Source organism: Nocardia sp. NBC_01388, assembly GCF_045040085.1.
GTDB lineage: Bacteria > Actinomycetota > Actinomycetes > Mycobacteriales > Mycobacteriaceae > Nocardia.
In genome coordinates, this window is record NZ_CP109553.1 from 295,206 (window position 1) to 312,086 (window position 16,881).

The 16,881-nt window shown below is 68.2% G+C and carries 17 protein-coding genes and 1 riboswitch; of the genes, 11 read left to right on the forward strand and 6 right to left on the reverse strand.

Annotated features, from left to right (window positions below; translation table 11 throughout):
• Nucleotides 1–2: 2 nt before the first annotated feature.
• Nucleotides 3–2,117 (reverse strand): glycogen debranching protein GlgX, encoded by a 2,115-nt coding sequence (gene glgX, locus OG716_RS01340; RefSeq protein WP_405135902.1) that lies wholly within the window; start codon nt 2,115–2,117, stop codon nt 3–5.
• A 113-nt stretch (nt 2,118–2,230) separates the two neighbouring features.
• On the opposite strand from glgX, the gene OG716_RS01345 reads away from it, so the two are divergent.
• Complete coding sequence (locus tag OG716_RS01345; protein WP_405135903.1) at nt 2,231–3,493, forward strand: adenosylmethionine--8-amino-7-oxononanoate transaminase; 1,263 nt, start codon at nt 2,231–2,233, stop codon at nt 3,491–3,493.
• A 321-nt stretch (nt 3,494–3,814) separates the two neighbouring features.
• Here OG716_RS01345 and OG716_RS01350 read toward each other — a convergent pair whose 3' ends face one another.
• Nucleotides 3,815–4,126, reverse strand: a complete 312-nt coding sequence (locus OG716_RS01350; RefSeq protein WP_297613850.1) for a hypothetical protein — start codon at nt 4,124–4,126, stop codon at nt 3,815–3,817.
• A 75-nt stretch (nt 4,127–4,201) separates the two neighbouring features.
• Here OG716_RS01350 and OG716_RS01355 point away from each other — a divergent pair, with 75 nt between their 5' ends.
• The 6 genes from OG716_RS01355 to OG716_RS01380 all read left to right on the forward strand — a co-directional run bounded on the left by OG716_RS01355 (nt 4,202) and on the right by OG716_RS01380 (nt 9,989).
• The gene (locus OG716_RS01355; protein ID WP_405135904.1) at nt 4,202–5,356 is read left to right on the forward strand and encodes an 8-amino-7-oxononanoate synthase; all 1,155 of its coding nucleotides are present in this window, start codon (nt 4,202–4,204) and stop codon (nt 5,354–5,356) included.
• Nucleotides 5,353–6,042 (forward strand): dethiobiotin synthase, encoded by a 690-nt coding sequence (gene bioD / locus OG716_RS01360; protein ID WP_405135905.1) that lies wholly within the window; start codon nt 5,353–5,355, stop codon nt 6,040–6,042. The genes OG716_RS01355 and bioD overlap by 4 nt, the downstream gene beginning before the upstream one ends.
• A gap of 251 nt (nt 6,043–6,293) precedes the next feature.
• Nucleotides 6,294–6,968, forward strand: a complete 675-nt coding sequence (locus OG716_RS01365) for a response regulator transcription factor (protein WP_405135906.1) — start codon at nt 6,294–6,296, stop codon at nt 6,966–6,968.
• A gap of 71 nt (nt 6,969–7,039) precedes the next feature.
• Entirely contained in the window at nt 7,040–8,242 is a 1,203-nt protein-coding gene (locus OG716_RS01370) for a sensor histidine kinase (RefSeq protein ID WP_405135907.1), read from the forward strand.
• 61 nt (nt 8,243–8,303) lie between these two features.
• Nucleotides 8,304–8,777: an SRPBCC family protein gene (locus OG716_RS01375; protein ID WP_405135908.1), complete on the forward strand. Its 474-nt coding sequence runs from the start codon at nt 8,304–8,306 to the stop codon at nt 8,775–8,777.
• Nucleotides 8,778–8,834: 57 nt separating this feature from the next.
• Nucleotides 8,835–9,989: an alpha/beta fold hydrolase gene (locus OG716_RS01380; protein ID WP_405135909.1), complete on the forward strand. Its 1,155-nt coding sequence runs from the start codon at nt 8,835–8,837 to the stop codon at nt 9,987–9,989.
• A 66-nt stretch (nt 9,990–10,055) separates the two neighbouring features.
• Here the strand turns inward: OG716_RS01380 and OG716_RS01385 are convergent, their stop codons facing one another.
• From OG716_RS01385 to OG716_RS01400, 4 genes are all read right to left on the reverse strand, one after another.
• On the reverse strand, nt 10,056–11,087 hold the full coding sequence (locus OG716_RS01385) for an ABC transporter substrate-binding protein (RefSeq protein WP_405135910.1): 1,032 nt from the start codon (nt 11,085–11,087) through the stop codon (nt 10,056–10,058).
• Nucleotides 11,084–11,800 carry an ABC transporter ATP-binding protein gene (locus OG716_RS01390; protein WP_405135911.1) on the reverse strand — a complete coding sequence of 239 codons (717 nt, stop codon included), beginning with the start codon at nt 11,798–11,800 and terminating at the stop codon, nt 11,084–11,086. Before OG716_RS01390 ends, OG716_RS01385 begins: the two co-directional genes overlap by 4 nt.
• Before the next feature lie 296 nt (nt 11,801–12,096).
• The gene (locus OG716_RS01395; RefSeq protein WP_405135912.1) at nt 12,097–13,128 is read right to left on the reverse strand and encodes a FecCD family ABC transporter permease; all 1,032 of its coding nucleotides are present in this window, start codon (nt 13,126–13,128) and stop codon (nt 12,097–12,099) included.
• Between the two features lie 55 nt (nt 13,129–13,183).
• A riboswitch (cobalamin riboswitch) is annotated at nt 13,184–13,255 on the reverse strand.
• A gap of 588 nt (nt 13,256–13,843) precedes the next feature.
• Nucleotides 13,844–14,428 (reverse strand): TetR/AcrR family transcriptional regulator C-terminal domain-containing protein, encoded by a 585-nt coding sequence (locus OG716_RS01400; protein WP_355128640.1) that lies wholly within the window; start codon nt 14,426–14,428, stop codon nt 13,844–13,846.
• A 108-nt stretch (nt 14,429–14,536) separates the two neighbouring features.
• On the opposite strand from OG716_RS01400, the gene bioB reads away from it, so the two are divergent.
• From bioB to OG716_RS01420, 4 genes are all read left to right on the forward strand, one after another.
• Nucleotides 14,537–15,574: a biotin synthase BioB gene (bioB, locus tag OG716_RS01405; protein ID WP_327140892.1), complete on the forward strand. Its 1,038-nt coding sequence runs from the start codon at nt 14,537–14,539 to the stop codon at nt 15,572–15,574.
• Between the two features lie 94 nt (nt 15,575–15,668).
• Entirely contained in the window at nt 15,669–15,884 is a 216-nt protein-coding gene (locus OG716_RS01410; RefSeq protein ID WP_327140891.1) for a hypothetical protein, read from the forward strand.
• Nucleotides 15,884–16,597, forward strand: coding sequence for a DUF2567 domain-containing protein (locus OG716_RS01415; protein ID WP_405135913.1), 714 nt, complete (start codon nt 15,884–15,886; stop codon nt 16,595–16,597). Before OG716_RS01410 ends, OG716_RS01415 begins: the two co-directional genes overlap by 1 nt.
• A 73-nt stretch (nt 16,598–16,670) precedes the next feature.
• Nucleotides 16,671–16,847, forward strand: a complete 177-nt coding sequence (locus OG716_RS01420; protein WP_405135914.1) for a hypothetical protein — start codon at nt 16,671–16,673, stop codon at nt 16,845–16,847.
• The last annotated feature ends 34 nt before the right edge of the window (nt 16,848–16,881 follow it).

Genomic DNA, 16,881 nt, shown 5'->3' on the forward strand with positions numbered 1-16,881 from the left:
GATCATGCCGTACGGCGGAGCACGAGTAGGCAGCGTGCGGGGACGGGCAGGGTCGCGGAGGCGTAATAGGCGGTGTCCGAGGCCGGGCTTCCGGTCGGTGTCGAGCAGTCCAACTCCATCGACCAGGCGGTTCCGTGTTCGGCGGGCGGCAGGGTGAAGTCGATGGCCGCGTCGTGAGCGTTGAAACACAGTAGGAACGAATCGTCGCTGATGCGTTCGCCGTGCGGGCCGGGCTCGCGAATCCCGTCGCCATTGAGGAACACCGTGAGTGAGCGGCCGAAGCCGGTCTCCCAGTCCGCGTCCGTCATCTCCGCGCCGGCGGGGGTGAACCAGGCGATGTCATCGGGATGATCATGAGTGGTCGCGGGTCTTCCGTCGAAGAAGCGCCGGCGCCGGAACACCGGATGCGCGGTGCGCACCGCGACCGCGCGGCGGGTGAATTCGAGGAGATCGTTATTGGTGTGCATGAGTGACCAGTCCATCCACGACAGCGGTGAATCCTGACAGTAGGCATTGTTGTTGCCGCTCTGGGTGCGGCCGAGCTCGTCGCCGTGCAGCAGCATCGGGGTGCCCTGCGACAGCAGCAGGGTGGCGAGCAGATTGCGTTGCTGACGGGCGCGCACCGCCTGGATCTCGGGATCGTCGGTGGGGCCTTCGACGCCGTAGTTACAGGAGCGGTTGTAGGTTTCGCCGTCGCGATCGCCCTCACCATTGGCGTCATTGTGTTTCTCGTTGTAGGACACCAGATCCGCGAGGGTGAAGCCGTCGTGCGCGGTGACGAAATTGATGCTCGCGCTCGGCCTGCGGCCGGTGGCCTCGTACAGATCCGAAGAACCGGTGAGCCGAGAAGCGAACTCGCCCAGCGTCGCCGGTTGCCCGCGCCAGTAATCCCGCACGGTGTCACGGTATTTGCCGTTCCACTCCGTCCAGGCCACCGGGAAATTGCCGACCTGATAACCGCCCTCGCCGACATCCCACGGTTCGGCGATCAGCTTCACCTGACTCACCACCGGATCCTGGTGCACCAGATCGAAGAACGTGGAAAGCCGGTCCACATCATGCAATTCGCGCGCCAGCGTGGCGGCCAGATCGAAGCGGAATCCGTCCACGTGCATCTCCAGCACCCAGTATCGCAGCGAATCCATGATCAGCTGCAGCGTGTGCGGGTGCCGCACGTTCAGGCTGTTGCCGGTGCCGGTGTAGTCCATGTAGTGCTGCGGATCATCGTCCACCAGACGGTAATACGCGGCATTGTCGATACCGCGGAACGACAGCGTCGGCCCGAATTCATTGCCCTCGGCGGTGTGGTTGTAGACCACATCGAGAATCACCTCGATATCGGCCGCGTGCAGCGAGCGAACCATGGCCTTGAATTCGGTGACCGCCGCACCGGGAGTCTTGCTCGCGGCGTATTCGAGATGCGGCGCGAAATAGCCGAAACTGTTGTAGCCCCAGTAGTTTCGCAGTCCGCGATCGAGCAGGATGCGGTCGTGCAGGAACTGGTGCACCGGCATCAGTTCGACCGCCGTGATGCCCAGGCTCTTCAGATGCGCCACGACGGCCGGATGCGCCATACCCGCATAGGTGCCGCGCAATTCCGGTGGCACGTCCGGATGGGTGATGGTCATGCCCTTGACGTGGGTCTCGTAGATGACCGTCTCGTGGTACGGGTGCTTGGGCGCGCGGTCGTCGGCCCAGTCGAAGAACGGGTTGATGACCACTCCGGTCATGGTGTGCCCGAGGGTGTTCTGCCCGTAGTTGTAGGGCCCGGCATCGGCCCCGAAATCGCCCTCGAACGCCTTGCCGTAGGGGTCGAGCAGCAGTTTGCTCGGGTCGCAGCGCTGGCCCAGGGCCGGATCGAAAGGGCCGTGCACGCGGAATCCGTAGCGCTGCCCCGGTCCCACACCCGGCAGATACGCATGCCAGACATATCCGTCGACCTCGTCGAGCGGGATCTGCGTTTCGGCGCCCGCGCCGATCAGGCACAGGTCGACCCGCTTGGCGACCTCGGAGAACACCGAAAAATTGGTGCCCACTCCGTCATAGGTGGCGCCGAGCGGATAGGCGGTTCCCGGCCAGACACCGAGCGGTGCTGTTTCGGTAGTCGCGCGAGCCATGCCAAGACCCTATCGGTCCGGATCGGCCCCCGAATCAGGTGCCCTCCGCCGGATCCGGCCGCCCACTGGTAACTTGAACGGCGTTCAAGCCATCGGCTCATGAAGGACATTCCGTGACGCCAGAAGAGATCACCGCCATCGACGCCGCCCACGTGTGGCATCCGTACGGCGGATTTCCGGCCACCACCGAGCCGCTGGTGGTCGCCTCGGCTGCGGGCACCCGGCTCACGCTGGCCGACGGGCGCGAACTCGTCGACGGGATGAGCTCGTGGTGGGCCGCGGTGCACGGGTATCAGCACCCGGTGCTCGATGCCGCGCTGCTCGCGCAATCGCGGCGCATGAGTCACGTCATGTTCGGCGGGCTGACCCACGAACCGGCGGCGCGGCTCACGCAGCTGCTGGTCGACATCACTCCGGCCGGACTGGAGAAGGTGTTCCTCTGCGATTCCGGCTCGGTCTCGGTCGAGGTCGCGATCAAGATGTGCCTGCAGTACCAGCGCGCACTGGGCCGCCCGGAGAAGCACCGGCTGCTCACCTGGCGCGGCGGATATCACGGCGACACCTTCACGCCCATGAGCGTGTGCGATCCCGAGGGCGGTATGCACGCGCTCTGGACCGATGTGCTGGTCGAGCAGATCTTCGCCCCCGAACCGCCGAGGGACTATGAGCCCGAGTACGTTTCGGAGCTGGAGCGGTTGATCTCCACGCACGCGGGCGAATTGGCCGCTGTCATCGTCGAACCCGTGGTGCAGGGCGCGGGCGGTATGCGCTTCCACGATCCGCGCTATCTATCCGATCTGCGCCGCCTCTGCGATGCGCACGGTGTGCTGCTGGTCTTCGATGAGATCGCCACCGGATTCGGCCGCACCGGAACGCTTTTCGCCGCCGGTCACGCCGGCGTCCGGCCGGATGTCATGTGTGTCGGCAAGGCGCTCACCGGCGGCTATATGACCCTCGCCGCCGCACTGTGCACCACCGAGATCGCCGAGACCATCAGCCGATCGCACGGCGGGCTCATGCACGGGCCGACCTTCATGGGCAATCCGCTCGCCTGCGCGGTCGCGGTCGCCTCGGTGGAACTGCTCCTGTCCCGCGACTGGCACGCGGAAGTTCGCCGCATCGAATCCGAACTCGGCACCGGACTGGCCCCGGCCCGCGCCCTGCCCGGTGTCGCAGATGTCCGAATCTTCGGCGCCATCGGGGTAATCGAACTCGACCATCCCGTAGATATGCGTAAAGCCACCCATGCGGCAGTCGAATCCGGCGTCTGGCTCCGCCCGTTCCGCAACCTCATCTACTGCATGCCGCCCTTCATCAGCACCACCGACGACGTGCAGCGCATCACCGCGGCAATGGTCGCGGCGGCGGCGGTGTGAGGCGGCGGTCTGAGCGCCGCGTGCGAGGCGCGCGGTGTGGGGTGCGCCTGGCCGAGCTGTTGCAGCCGGTGGTGGACGCCGCTGCCCCGGCGGGGGTTTCGCTGTTCGCCGGGTGTCGTGCGCTGCCGCGGGCCGATGCCGCCGTGCGAGCCAGGGGTGCGAGCCGGCGGGTGCGAGCGCGCGAATTGAACAGCACGGCTCAGCGCGGGCCTGGTCCAGTGCCTGCATAGGTTGGTACAGGCATGGCTCAGCGCCGGATGAGGTTGCCGGTTTTCGGAGCTGTGCCCTTGTGCTCCAGCCGGCGGTAACTCGGTGCGCGCCTCAGCTGCGGGCGCGTTTCTCCCGGACTCGATCGGGATTGTCGCTGTCCGACAGGACTTCCCAGACGCGGAAAATGCAGTGGCAGTCGTCGGACCAGCCGCGGGCGATCAGCATGAAGGAGTCGCCGTCGCGCAGAATGGTGCGGCGGCTGATCAACTTCGGATGATCGGGGATGAACTTCGAGACGAGGTCGGGCACTTTCGCGAGGGCTTGTTCGCGGGTGCCCACCACCTCGGTGAGGATCTTCGGGGACCAGGTCTTGCTCTCTCCGAAGCCGGTCGTCTGCTCGACCACTATTGCCCATCGTGGCATCGCGCAGCCTCCTTAGGACTCCCAGCATAGCCCGCGCTATGCCTCCTGAACGGTGTTCAAGTATGCTGCCGAGCTGTGAGTGCCGATCCTTTGAGTTGGCTGGACGAGCGGGCCGCCGAGCGCGTGGACGCCGGACTGCGCCGGGAACTACGCCCGCGCGCACCGGAGACCGGGACCATCGACCTGGCCTCCAATGACTATCTCGGGCTGGTCCGCCATCCCGAGGTCATCGACGGGGCCATCGACGCGGTCTGCAAGTGGGGCGCCGGCGCCACCGGTTCGCGCCTGGTCACCGGAACCACCGCCGAACACGAACTGCTCGAGGCCGAACTCGCCGAATTCGTGGGCGCCGAAGCCGGTTTGGTCTTCGCCTCCGGCTACGCCGCCAATCTCGGTGCGGTCACCGCCCTGGCCGGGCGGGGCACGCTGGTGGTCTCGGATGCGGGCAGCCATGCCTCGCTGGTCGATGCCTGCCGATTGTCCCGGGCCCGGGTGGAGATCGCGGCGCACTGTGATCCCGCCGCCGTGGACCGATTGCTGGCCGAGCGCACCGAGGAGCGCGCGCTGGTGCTCACCGATTCGGTCTTCAGTGCCGACGGCGATCTCGCGCCGCTCGCGGAATTGCACCGGGTGACCCGGGCCAATGGCGCGGTGCTGATCGTGGACGAGGCGCACGGCATCGGTGTGCGCGGTGACGGCGGCCGCGGGCTGGTGCACGAGGTCGGCCTGGCCGGGGAACCCGATCTGGTGATCACCGCGACGCTGTCGAAAGCCCTTGCCGCCCAAGGTGGTGCGGTGCTGGCCAGTGGCCGGGTGCGGGCGCACCTCATCGATTCGGCGCGTACTTTCATCTTCGATACGGGACTGGCTCCGGCGGCCGTCGGCGCGGCCCGTGCGGCGCTGCGGGTACTGCGCCGTGATCCCGGAATGGCCGGTCGAGTACTGGCCAGGGCCGCCGATCTGGCCCGTATCGCCGGTGTGCCAGAACCGGATTCGGCCGTCGTCTCGGTGGTCCTCGGTGAGGCGCAGGTCGCCTACGACGCTTCGCAGGCGTGTCTCGCGCGCGGACTCACGGTCGGCTGTTTCCGCCCGCCGTCGGTGCCCGAGGGCACCTCGCGGCTGCGGCTGACCGCGCGCGCCAATCTCACCGAGTCCGAGATCGCGACCATCACAACGATTCTCAGCGAGGTGCTCGCCGAAGCGCGCGCACGTGAGGCGGTTTCGCAGTGACCCTGCTCTTCATCACCGGCACCTCCACCGATGTCGGCAAGACCGTCGTCACCGCCGCGCTGGCCGCCACCGCTCGTGCCGCGGGCGCGGAGGTCGCGGTGGTCAAACCGGCCCAAACCGGGGTCGCCCCAGGCGAACCCGGTGATCTCGCCGAAATCACCCGGCTCACCGGCATCACCCGTACCGTGGAGCTGGCCCGCTATCCGGACCCGCTGGCCCCGGACACCGCTGCCCGCCGCTGTGGCCAACCGCTGCTCACCCTCGCCGAGACCGCCGCCGCGATCGAATCCTGCGCCGACGCCGACCTCACCCTGGTCGAGGGCGCGGGCGGCCTCCTGGTCCGCATCGGCGAATTCACCCTCCTCGACCTGGCGCAGAAGCTCGACGCACCCGTCCTGGTGGTGGCGGCCGCCGGCCTCGGCACCCTCAACCACACCGAATTGACCACCCGCACTCTGCAATCCGCCGGTGTGCGCTGCGCGGGCATTGTCATCGGCTCCTGGCCCAGCACCCCGGACCTGGCCGCCGAATGCAACCGCACCGACCTGCCCGCCGTCACCGGCATGGATCTGGTCGGCACCGTTCCCGCCGGAACCGGCTTCTGGCCCGCCCCCCGGTTCACCGCCGCCGCCCCCACCTGGTTCGACCACGACTGGATCGCACGCCACCTGCATGCGGCCGGATAGCCCGCAGCGCACGCTCACGATTTCCCAACGCACCGGCTGACACGGTGCGGGTATGGATGAACCGGCGAGCCAGGGGCAGGTGCTGTGGCGCACCGTATTCGGGCCGTTCCCGCAGGTACCAGCGCGGAATTCGGAGCGCACAGATTTATCGATGCCGTACCGCCGCAGCCCTTGGTTCCCAGGATGCCGCCCTGCGCCCGCCGCCGGAGATCGTGGCCGCCTGAGCCGCCCTGTATCCGTTCGGTGATGTAATGGGACAAGTGCGGGTACTGGTGTGCGAGGACGATCTCCCCCTCGGCGACGAGGTCGCCGCCGGACTGCGGGCCGCCGGGTTCGCGGTCGATCTGGGCCGGAGCTACGCCGAGGCCGATCTCAAGATCGCGGTGAATCGCTACGACTGCCTGGTCGTCGATCGGGGCCTGCCCGATGGGGACGGTCTGGATCTGGTGCGCGCGCAGCGGGAATCGGGCCGGCGCACACCGGTGCTCATGCTCACCGCGCGGGACGCGCTGGCCGACCGGCTCGACGGCTTCGCGAACGGGGCCGACGACTATGTGATCAAGCCCTTCGCCATGGATGAGCTCACCGCTCGGGTGCGGGCGCTGTGCCGCCGCCAGGAACTGCCCGCGTCGACGCGCACCGAGATCGGCGATCTGGTGGTGGACCGGCCGCGCCGGCGCGTACATCGCGCCGGGGTGCTGCTCACCTTGACGCCCAAGGAGTTCGGCGTCCTGGAAATGCTCGCGGCGCGCGCCGGATCGGTGGTGACCCGCACCGATCTCATCGAATGCTGCTGGGACGAAATGGCCGAGCCGGCCTCCAATGTGGTCGACGTGGTGATGACGCAGCTGCGCCGCAAGCTCGGCGAGCCGCCGATCATCGACACGGTCCGGGGTGTCGGTTTCACGATCGCCCCGCCTCCGTGAAACTGCCGCCGATACGACCCCGTCGCCGGACCCGGAGTACGAGTCCGACCACGCTCGCGCGGCTGCGCCGCATGCGCTGGCTCTTGACGGGACTGTTCACGGCGCTCACCGCGGTCAGTCTGCTGGTGCTCGGCACCGTCGCGGCCTCCATCGATTCGCATTCCCGGGACAGGGCGCTGGACGACCGGGTCGATCGGGTCGTCACCGGACTGGCGCGCGTAGTGGCGTGGAACGATGACGGCTCCGTCGATTTGGATACCCTGCATGAGGACGATCTCGCGCAGGGCACCTACGGCGTCGCGGTCATGGTGCGGGATGCGGACGGGCAGTGGCGCGAGCGCTTCGGGCATCGGCGTGCGGGGCTGCCCGCGGATCTGGCCGGGCCCGCCACCGATGTCGCCACCGCGGAGGAGACCCTCCTGAGCACGCTGACCGATAGCACCGGGCACCGCACCCGGGTGGCGGCGGCACCGGTGTGGGATAGCGAATCCGTCATCAGCGCAGTGGTTTTCGCGGGCGCCGACCCGTCCGTATCCCTGGCCGATCATCGCCGCCTGGTGCTGGCGCTGGAGCTCGGCGGGCTGGCGCTCATCGCGCTGGCAGCGCTGGCCGGGCATCTGCTGTCCGCGGTGAGCACCCGTCCGGCGGTGCGCATGCTCGATGAGCAGGAGCGGTTCCTGTCCGACGCCTCCCACGAATTGCGGACGCCGCTGGCCACGCTGCGGCTGTATCTCGATGCGGCCCTTCGTGATCCGGACGACACCCGGCGTGCGGTGACGGATGCCCGCGACCTCACCGATCGGATGGGCCGCCTGGTCGCGGGACTGCTCGCGCGCACTCGCACCGAAACCGGCCTCAGTGAGCTCGATGCGGAGCGGCTGCGGCTCGATCAACTCGTCGAGGGCGTGGTCGCCGAGGTCGGTGTGCCCGGAATCGAATTGCGCACCGAACCGACCGTGGTGCAGGCGGATCCGGATCTGCTGGCGCTGGCGGTCCGCAATCTCATCGATAACGCGCTGGTGCACGGCGGCACTCCGGTGGAGATCACGGTGGAGGATCACGCGGTCACCGTGCGCGATCACGGGCCGGGCTTGGATCCGGCGCTGGCCGATCCGTTCGAGCGCGGCGCCACCGGCGAGGGCGGCAGGCACGGCATCGGGCTCTCGCTCGTGCAGTGGGTGGCCCGCGCGCATTCCGGTTCGGTGGCCATCGGATCCGCATCGGACGGCGGCACCCTCGCGACCCTCGTGCTGCCCGCGCCACCCCAGCTCTGACCTGCTGGTGTTCCTTTTCAACCCGCTTCGAAAGCCACCCCCGCGGCGTATGGTGGCGCGCGTGAACTCCACCCGCGTCGAGTGGTTCGTGAGTGCGCCCCGCCCGAATGTCTTCCGGGCGCTGCTGGATGCGCGTTCGGTACGAACCTGGATGGTCCCCGATGGAATGACCAGCCGCATCCACGAATTCGATCCGCGCGTCGGCGGCCGCTTCCGCATCTCCCTCACCTATGACGTGCCGACCGCCGCCGGTGAGACCTCCGCGCGTACCGATACCTTCCACGGCACCTTCGTACGCCTGGTATCCGATGCGGAGGTGGTGCAGAACGTCGAGTTCGAGACCGATAATCCGAGCCTGAGCGGCGAAATGACCATCACCTATTCGCTCATCGCAGAGCCCGGCGGCACCCGGGTGATCGCCCGGCACGACAATCTGCCGCCCGGGCTGTCTCCGGAAGACAATGAGCTCGGTTTCCGCATGTCCCTCGCCAAGCTCGCCACCCTCGCTGAACAGGCGGGATCGCCGAAAGTCTGAATCGGCCGCCCGGCGTCGGCGGCGCGATCGGCCCTCGGGTGCCTATCGTGGATTGGTATGGCGTTGCCGGGCTACCCCTACCCGTCCACGGCCGCCGAGTACGACGATCAGCGGCGGCGTGCCCGCCTGCACGAAACCAGGCTGGGGCAGACGTGGACCTACCGTCGGCGCACCCGGCTGCTGTTACTGCGGCTGAGCCTGATTCCGCTGCTCCTGCTGGGAGTCTTCGGCCAGTACATGATGCTCGACGTCGCTCCGGAGCGGGCACGGCTGGCGCGCACCGAACCGGCCGTCGTGCCGGTTGCCGGGCCCTCCAACCCGCAGTCCGCGGATACCGCCGTCTTCGATCTGGTCGGGCTGGGCGTGCTGGATGCCACCGATACCGCGCGGGCGCTGCCGTCGCTCACCGCGCTGGGGTCGGTGTGGGCGGTGCGCTACGACAATGCCGGTATCGATACCAAGGTGATCGCCGACCTCATAGTCAAGGTCACCGAGGCGGGCAGAATGCGCAATGTGGTGCTGGTCGGGCACAGTATGGGCGGCGTGATCGCGCTCGAGGTCGCCAAACATCTGCACACCGGGAGCTCCCGCCGAGTGCTCGGGGTGATTCTCGATTGCACGCCGGTCGATCTGCACGCCGTGCGGCCGGAGAGCCGTGACCAGGGCGAAGAAATGGAACGCTGGATGGGCTGGATTCCGGGTGCCCGCGAGAGCCGCCTGCTGCGCCTGATCGTGGAAACCTATGCGCGGCACGAGAGTTACGTCGGGGGCGGGCAGTACGGTATTCGCTGGGACCGGTTCCGGTCGGCGGTGGCGCAGGTGCTGCGCGACAAGATCTTCAATACCGACGCCGCCAGCAACGGTCTGATCGAAGCGCAGTTCAAGGCCATTGTCGCGGGCGGCGCCATCGACGATCTACGGGCGCTGGCGAAACCCGCCGGGAGCAAACCGCGCCCGGCCATTGTCTATATCCGCCCGCACGAGGGCTGGCGCGATCCGATCGTGGATGTGGAGTACTCCCATCGGGTGCTCGTCGACCAGGTCGGCGGGGTGGACGGCACGCTGATGGTGGCGTTCACGCGAAATACCGAGCATGCCAATCCGATTCAGCGGCCGCAGGAGTACAACACGCTGATCGAGCAGCAGGTGGTGCCGTTCATTCGGCTGGTGCAGCGTGAGTCGCTCGCTGCCGCGGCATTGAGCGGGCACTGAGTGCTCGGTCGTGTTGCCGGGGCGAACTCAGCGCGAGACGGCGGTCCCGGTTCTCCGTCATAGATCTCAGCGCGCGGTGTCGTCGGACTCCGGGCGGACGCCCGAGGCGGGCACCAGATTCCAGCGTTCCAGTTGTGCCCGGACCTGTTCTGCGGCATCGATATTCAACGGTCCGCTGGTCCACAGGGCATAGGGCAGGTTCAGGAAGCGGGATTGCGTGACCGCCCGCAGGTTCTGGATACCGGGCTTGGACCGCAGCAGATCCACCTTCTGCTGGAAGGACTGCGGGGGATAGTCGACGAAGACGATAGCGTCCGGATCGGCCGCGACCAAGCGCTCCCAGGAGACGGCGGTCCAGGTGCCGGCGACATCGTCGAGGGCATTGCGGGCGCCGGCCGAATCCAGAATGGCCTGGGGCGCACCGTATTTACCGCTGGAGAAGACGGTGTCGGAGGCGCTGTCGAAGAGGAAGACGGTGGGGCGGTGCTCCGGTTGCGGCGCCGCGCGCAGGACGGTGAGGCGTCGATCGAGATCGGCGGTGAGTGCGGTGGCGCGATCGGTGCGGCCGGTGATGGCGCCGAGATCGGTGAGGTCGGTGTGCAGGGCGGTCCAGGCGTCGGTGATGCCGCGTTCGCCGTCGGGGCGGCGGCAGCTCTCGGTGAGCACATAGGGGGCGACACCGGCGGCGCGCAGGGAATCCGGGGTGAGATTGCCGGCCTCGGAGTAGCCGTAGTTCCACCCGGCGACCATGACGTCGGGCCGTTGCGCGAGCACCGTCTCACGTGAGGGGTAGTCGGGCGCAACGGAATTCAGCTTGTCCACGGCATCGCCGTAGTGGCGGCGCAGTGTGCCGGCATCACGCTTCAGGCTCGATACCGCGACCACCTGATCCTGTGCGCCCAGTGCCAGCACCGTGGAGATCAGATTGCCGTCATTGACGAACATGCGCTGCGCCGGTGACGGGAATGCGGCGTCCGTGCCGCAATTGCGGACGGTCAGATTGCCGGTCGCGGTGTGCGGAGTGCCGCAGGCCGCCAGCGCGCCCGCCAGTGCGCCCGCCAGTGCCGTGGCCGCGACGATCCGGGAGAGTTGTTTCACGACTGTGCCTTTCGCGCGGTGATCAGCAGATGTGGTTGACCGGTGTCCGGATGTGGAACCCGAATGGCGTGCACACCGAAGACGGTGCCGAGAACCTCGGTCCGCAAGGCGATATCGGGTGGTTCGAGCGGATACGCCCGGCCCTCGTGCAGTACCAGCACCCGATCGCAGTACTGATCGGCCAGCGCCAGATCGTGCAGGCTGGTGACCACGGTGCGATCCAATCCCCGTGCCAATTGCAGCAATTGCAGCTGATGGGTGACGTCGAGATGATTGGTCGGCTCATCGAGCAGCAGCAGCGGCGTCTCCTGTGCCAGTGCCCGCGCCAGCAGCACCCGCTGCCGCTCACCCCCGGACAGCCGACTCACCGCCCGCCCCGCGAACCCCGCCAAATCCACACTCCGCAAGGCATTCTCGACAGCCTCGCGCTCCTCGGCCCCACCCCCGCCCCATGGCGGCAGATACGGCGTTCGCCCCAGCATCACGAACTCCCCGACCAGCAGATCCTCCGGCGCACCCTGATCCTGCGCCACCAGCGCCACCCGCCGAGCCCGCTCCCGAGCCGAAAGTCTGTGCAGCTGTTCCCCCTCCACCACAACCTGCCCCCGCACCGGCTTCACCAGCCCGGCCAGCGTCCGCAACAGCGTGGTCTTCCCACTCCCATTGGGCCCGACAACCCCCACCGTCTCGCCCGGGCGCACCTCGAATTCCACCCCGGCCACCACAGTTCGCCGCCCCGCAGCACATGCCAAACCCCGCACGGCCAGCACACCTCTGCCGGCCGGTGCACGTCCGTTTGCCACTGTCCCCGCGTCGGCTGCTGAGCCCGCGTCGGCGGGTATGGCCCCGTTATCCCGGCGCTCTGTCGGCCTAGATCCATACCTGCCACCGCTCAGCCGGTCCCGGTGGATCCCGGCCGAAAACATGCCGGGATGACGAGGTGCCGACCCCGAATCATCCTCGCCCACCGGGGGTTTGCCCATCTTCGGCTCCAGCCCGGCACTGTCCGTCATGCTGTCCCGAATCGGTAGCGGCGGCGGCCCATCAGTAGGAGGAAGGCGGGTGCGCCGATCAGACCCGTGAGGACACCGACCGGGATTTCGGTGGGGCGCACCAGCACTCGGGTTGCGGCATCCGCGACCACCAGGAAGAGCGCACCGCAGAGGGCGGCTGCGGGCAGGAGTGCGCGGTGGCGTGGGCCGACCAGTAGGCGCGCGGCGTGGGGGACCACCAGGCCGACGAAGCCGATGCCGCCGGAGACCGCCACCAGCACGCCGACGAGCACCGCCAGTAGGACGAAGAGCGCAATTCGCAGCTCGCGCGCGGGAACTCCCACCGAAGCGGCGGCATCCGCACCCAGATTGAGCGCGTCCAGCCAATTGGCGGCGATCAGCAGCGCCAGCAGGCTCACCCCGACCACACAGGCGGGCAACAGGATTCGCGTCCAATCCGCACCCGAGAGACTGCCCAGCAGCCAGAACAGCACCGACTGCGCGGCTGCCGGTTCACTACTGCGGAAGATGAGATAACTGCTGAGTGCCGCGAAGGCCGAGCCGAGCACAGTCCCAGTGAGCACCAACCGCAGTGGAGTGAGCCCGCCCTGCGCCATGGCGATCAGGAATACCGCGGCGGCCGCGACCAACGCCCCCGACAGCGCCCCGGCCGACAGCGCCCACATCCCCGCCCCGGCGAAAACCCCCGAGGTGATGACGGCCGCCGCGCCGACCCCGGCCCCGGAGGAGACGCCCAGCAGATACGGATCAGCCAGCGGGTTGCGTACCAGTGTCTGCATAGCCGCGCCCGCCACCGCGAGCCCCGCCCCGACAATCGCCGCGAGCACCGTCCGAGGCACTCGCAACTGCCACACAATCGTGTCGAGCCCCAGATCCTCGGGCGCGAGTCCCCCGATCCGCCGCCGCAATACCTCGATCACCGAAGGCACTGGCACGTTTTCGGCCCCGAACCCGGTCGCGACCACCATGGCGGCCACCAGCAGCGCCCCCATCAGTGGCACAGCGATCACAAGCCGCGCACGGCTCATCGCAAAAACTCCCTCGGCAACCCGCGGCCTCTCCAGAGAACTCTGTGGCGGGGGAGGTCTGACTCGCACCCGAACACACCCGGGCACTCACAGTGGCGCGACCGCTCCGGATTCCCACCGGATTCCCGCACCCGCCGACAACAGCCCCAAACCCTACCCGCCGCCCGATAAGTCCGATTTGCCACCCAATCTCCACCCCACCTCCCCGCCACAACCCCGCCCCGCGCCTACCGGACCGCGCAGCCCGTGCCGCATTCAAACAACGCATGCAAACACTGTTCGATTCGTGAGCAAGCTGTTCGATGCCGCTATGACGACCGCGCAGCCGCTCGCTTGCCGCAGGCGCTCAGCAAGTGCCGCACACCCCTGACGAAACCGCTGCTGCCGCAGGTCGAATCAGGCTGTGCCGACGCGAAGCGGTGAGCGCGCCTTGTCGAGCACGCTCACACCGACGGCACAGCGCCTTCTCGGTCGAACAGTGCATGCAGGCGCTGTTCGACCCCGAGACGCGTTGTTCGATGCGTCGTGGGGATGTCTCTGCCGAGAGAGTTGAGCCGGTGTGGTGAGGCGCCGGCCGACTCGGCGCCCACCTGGATCTGCCCTCTCGGCTGTATTGACGGCACAGCTTTTATCGCAGCCGAACAGCTCTGGCGGGCGCTGTTCGGAACGAAGACGTGCTGTTCGGTGCGTGGGGGCGCTGTTTTGGTGACGCGGGTCAGCGGACTCGGGTGCCGAGCAGGTGGCGGACGCCGCTGATGAAGAGTTGGAGGCCGAAGTCGAAGCGGGCCGTGGCGTCGGGGCTGTCGTAGAGGGGGGAGGATTCTTCGGTGAGGGCGCCTACCGAGTCCATTTGCATGCGGGATTGCTCGTCGACCGTCTGGCCGAGGACGTAGTAGAGCAGGGTGTAGGCGGCGAGGTCGGCTTCCTCACGGGTCATGCCCGCGCGAATTGCGGCGCCTGCCAGGCGTTCCCGGCCCTTGCTGGTGGTGAGCCTGGAAGCGTATGTGGCCGAGACCAATTCGGCGCCGTCGCGGTAGGCGAGCAGGCACGAGCGGAGGCGGTGCGCCAATTCGGTGATCTGGCCGGACCATTCACCGGATTCGACAGGCTCGTCCATGGGGGCCAGGACGCGGTCGCCGACGGCGCCGAGCAGCGCCTGCTTATTGGGGAAGTGCCAGTACAGCGCGCCGGGCTGCACATGCAGGGAACTCGCGAGCCGCCGCATGGTCAGATCGGCGAGTCCGTACTGATCGAGGATGGCGATGGCCCCGTCGACCACGTCCGTGCGGTGCAGTTGCACTGAGATTCCGACCCCTTCGTGTTCCGGCTCACGTTCCGGACTGCTAGCCTACCCTGAACACCGTTCAAGTTGCTCGGCCACACCGGCCGGATGAAGGGATTCGCGCGCATGACCCAGGCAGCCGTCAGGACCGAAGCCGCAAGCGCGGCAGGCGAAGACATTCTGACGATCGCGCGCGAGCAGGTGCTCGAGCGCGGCGTCGCACTCAATCAGGAGCAGACCCTCGAGGTGCTGCGCCTCGGTGACGATCGGCTCGAGGAGCTGCTCGCACTCGCCCACGACGTGCGCATGAAGTGGTGCGGCCCCGAGGTCGAGGTCGAGGGCATCATCTCCCTCAAGACCGGCGGCTGCCCCGAGGACTGCCACTTCTGTTCGCAGTCCGGTCTTTTCCAGTCGCCCGTGCGCGCCGCCTGGCTCGATATCCCGAGCCTGGTCGAGGCCGCCAAGCAGACCGCCAAATCCGGCGCCACCGAATTCTGCATCGTCGCCGCTGTGCGCGGACCGGACGCCCGGCTCATGGCACAGGTCGCCGCCGGCGTCGAGGCCATTCGCAACGAGGTCGACATCCAGGTCGCCTGCTCGCTCGGCATGCTCAACCAGGAGCAGGTCGATCAGCTCGCCGCCATGGGCGTGCACCGCTACAACCACAATCTCGAGACCGCCAAGTCGCACTTCCCGAACGTGGTCACCACGCACTCCTACGAGGAGCGCTGGGACACCCTGCGCATGGTGCGCGAGGCCGGTATGGAGGTCTGCTCCGGCGGCATTCTCGGCATGGGCGAATCCCTGGAGCAGCGCGCCGAATTCGCCGTGCAGCTCGCCGAATTGGAGCCGGACGAGGTCCCGCTGAACTTCCTCAACCCGCGCCCCGGCACCCCCTTCGGCGACCTCGAGGTGCTGCCCGCCTCCGACGCGCTGCGCGCCGTCGCGGCCTTCCGCCTCGCGCTGCCGCGCACCATCCTGCGTTTCGCGGGCGGTCGTGAGATCACCCTCGGCGACCTCGGCGCCAAGCAGGGCATCCTCGGCGGCATCAATGCCGTCATCGTCGGCAATTACCTGACCACCCTGGGCCGACCCGCCGAGGCCGATATCGATCTGCTCGGCGAGCTCAAGATGCCGATCAAGGCGCTCAACGAATCCTTCTGAGCGCAGCGGGCCATCGAAAGCCGGTACCGTACAGGCAGGTACCGGCGCAGCTCGTCGAGGCTGCACTTCACAGAAGCTGAGCACTGAGGTGGTCGTGGATATAGAGGAGCGCTACAACCCCTTCACGGGCAAGCGGGTGGTGCCGGGTCTGGAAGACGCCGTCCCCGCCGCTGCCGCCCTGGGTTTGGAGCCGCCGCGGTTCTGTGAGAACTGCGGCCGCCGCATGGTTGTGCAGGTGAGCCCGGACGGGTGGTGGGCCAAGTGCTCGCGCCACGGCGTGCTCGACTCCAGCAGCCTGGAACACCGCTAGTGGCAACCACATTCACCGCTGCCGAGCAGCCCGGGGTGCGCGTCGGATTTCTGAGGCGCGAGGCGCGCGCGGCAGCGGTGGTCTTCGCCGCCATTGTCGCGGCGAGCGCCGTCGCGGGCGTGGTGTGGGGATTCCTCGCGCCCGCCGAACAATTGCTCGTGATCGATCCCGACCGCGGCGCCGCGCTGACGGGGGAGAGCACCCACCGTTTCGACGCGGTCGCCATCTTCGTACTCATCGGACTGGTGACCGCGGTGCTCACCGCGGCCGCCGGCTGGCGCTGGCGGCGGGCCCGCGGACCGGTGCTGCTGCTCGGCCTGCTGGCCGGTTCGGCGCTGGGCTCCTCGGTCATGCGCTGGGTCGGCGAGGCCGTCGCGCAGCAGCGGCACACCCGGCCGCCGCACCCCGCCGTGCACACCATCGTGGAATTCGCGCCCACGGTCGAGGGCTGGTCCGCACTGCTGGTGCAACCCCTGTTCGCCGGGCTGGTGGTGCTGATTCTGGCCGCGCTGAGCACCACCGACGATCTGGGCACCGGACATCACCTGCCGTTCGGCGGGAATCCGCCGCAGCCGCCCGCCTTCGCGCCCGGCCAGTTCGGCTCCGACATCACCTACGGGCCCTACGGCGGCACCCAGCCCTTCGGCCCGCGCGACCCGGTGGTGCCGTTCGAACCCGCCGACTCCGTCCCGGAGACCGATCGCACGCAGTGAAAATCGCTGGAGCTTCCCGGCGCTTCTCCCTACCCTGAGGCATCGAGTTCACGACACCGCAGGGGGATCGGCCATGAAAGCCGCTTCGCACGCCGATCGTGCCCCGCAGGCTTCCGAAGCGCCGGCGGAACGACCGGATCTCAGCGCCTGGCGCCTGCGCCACGCACTACGGCAATCCAATGCCGCACAACCGATTCCGAGTGCGCGCACCTACCGTCGCAGTACCAAGCATCGCAAGCGGGAGTGGTAGCCGCACTCGTCTGTGCGACTCCTCGGCTCTGCGG

Bases quoted from the DNA above. Each gene is read 5' to 3' on its own strand.
- OG716_RS01395 (WP_405135912.1), bottom strand. From the start codon at position 13,128: ATGAGCCGTGCGCGGCTTGTGATCGCTGTGCCACTGATGGGGGCGCTG.
- glgX (WP_405135902.1), bottom strand. From the start codon at position 2,117: ATGGCTCGCGCGACTACCGAAACAGCACCGCTCGGTGTCTGGCCGGGA.
- OG716_RS01420 (WP_405135914.1), top strand. From the start codon at position 16,671: ATGAAAGCCGCTTCGCACGCCGATCGTGCCCCGCAGGCTTCCGAAGCG.
- OG716_RS01380 (WP_405135909.1), top strand. From the start codon at position 8,835: ATGGCGTTGCCGGGCTACCCCTACCCGTCCACGGCCGCCGAGTACGAC.
- bioB (WP_327140892.1), top strand. From the start codon at position 14,537: ATGACCCAGGCAGCCGTCAGGACCGAAGCCGCAAGCGCGGCAGGCGAA.
- OG716_RS01350 (WP_297613850.1), bottom strand. From the start codon at position 4,126: ATGCCACGATGGGCAATAGTGGTCGAGCAGACGACCGGCTTCGGAGAG.
- OG716_RS01365 (WP_405135906.1), top strand. From the start codon at position 6,294: ATGGGACAAGTGCGGGTACTGGTGTGCGAGGACGATCTCCCCCTCGGC.
- OG716_RS01370 (WP_405135907.1), top strand. From the start codon at position 7,040: ATGCGCTGGCTCTTGACGGGACTGTTCACGGCGCTCACCGCGGTCAGT.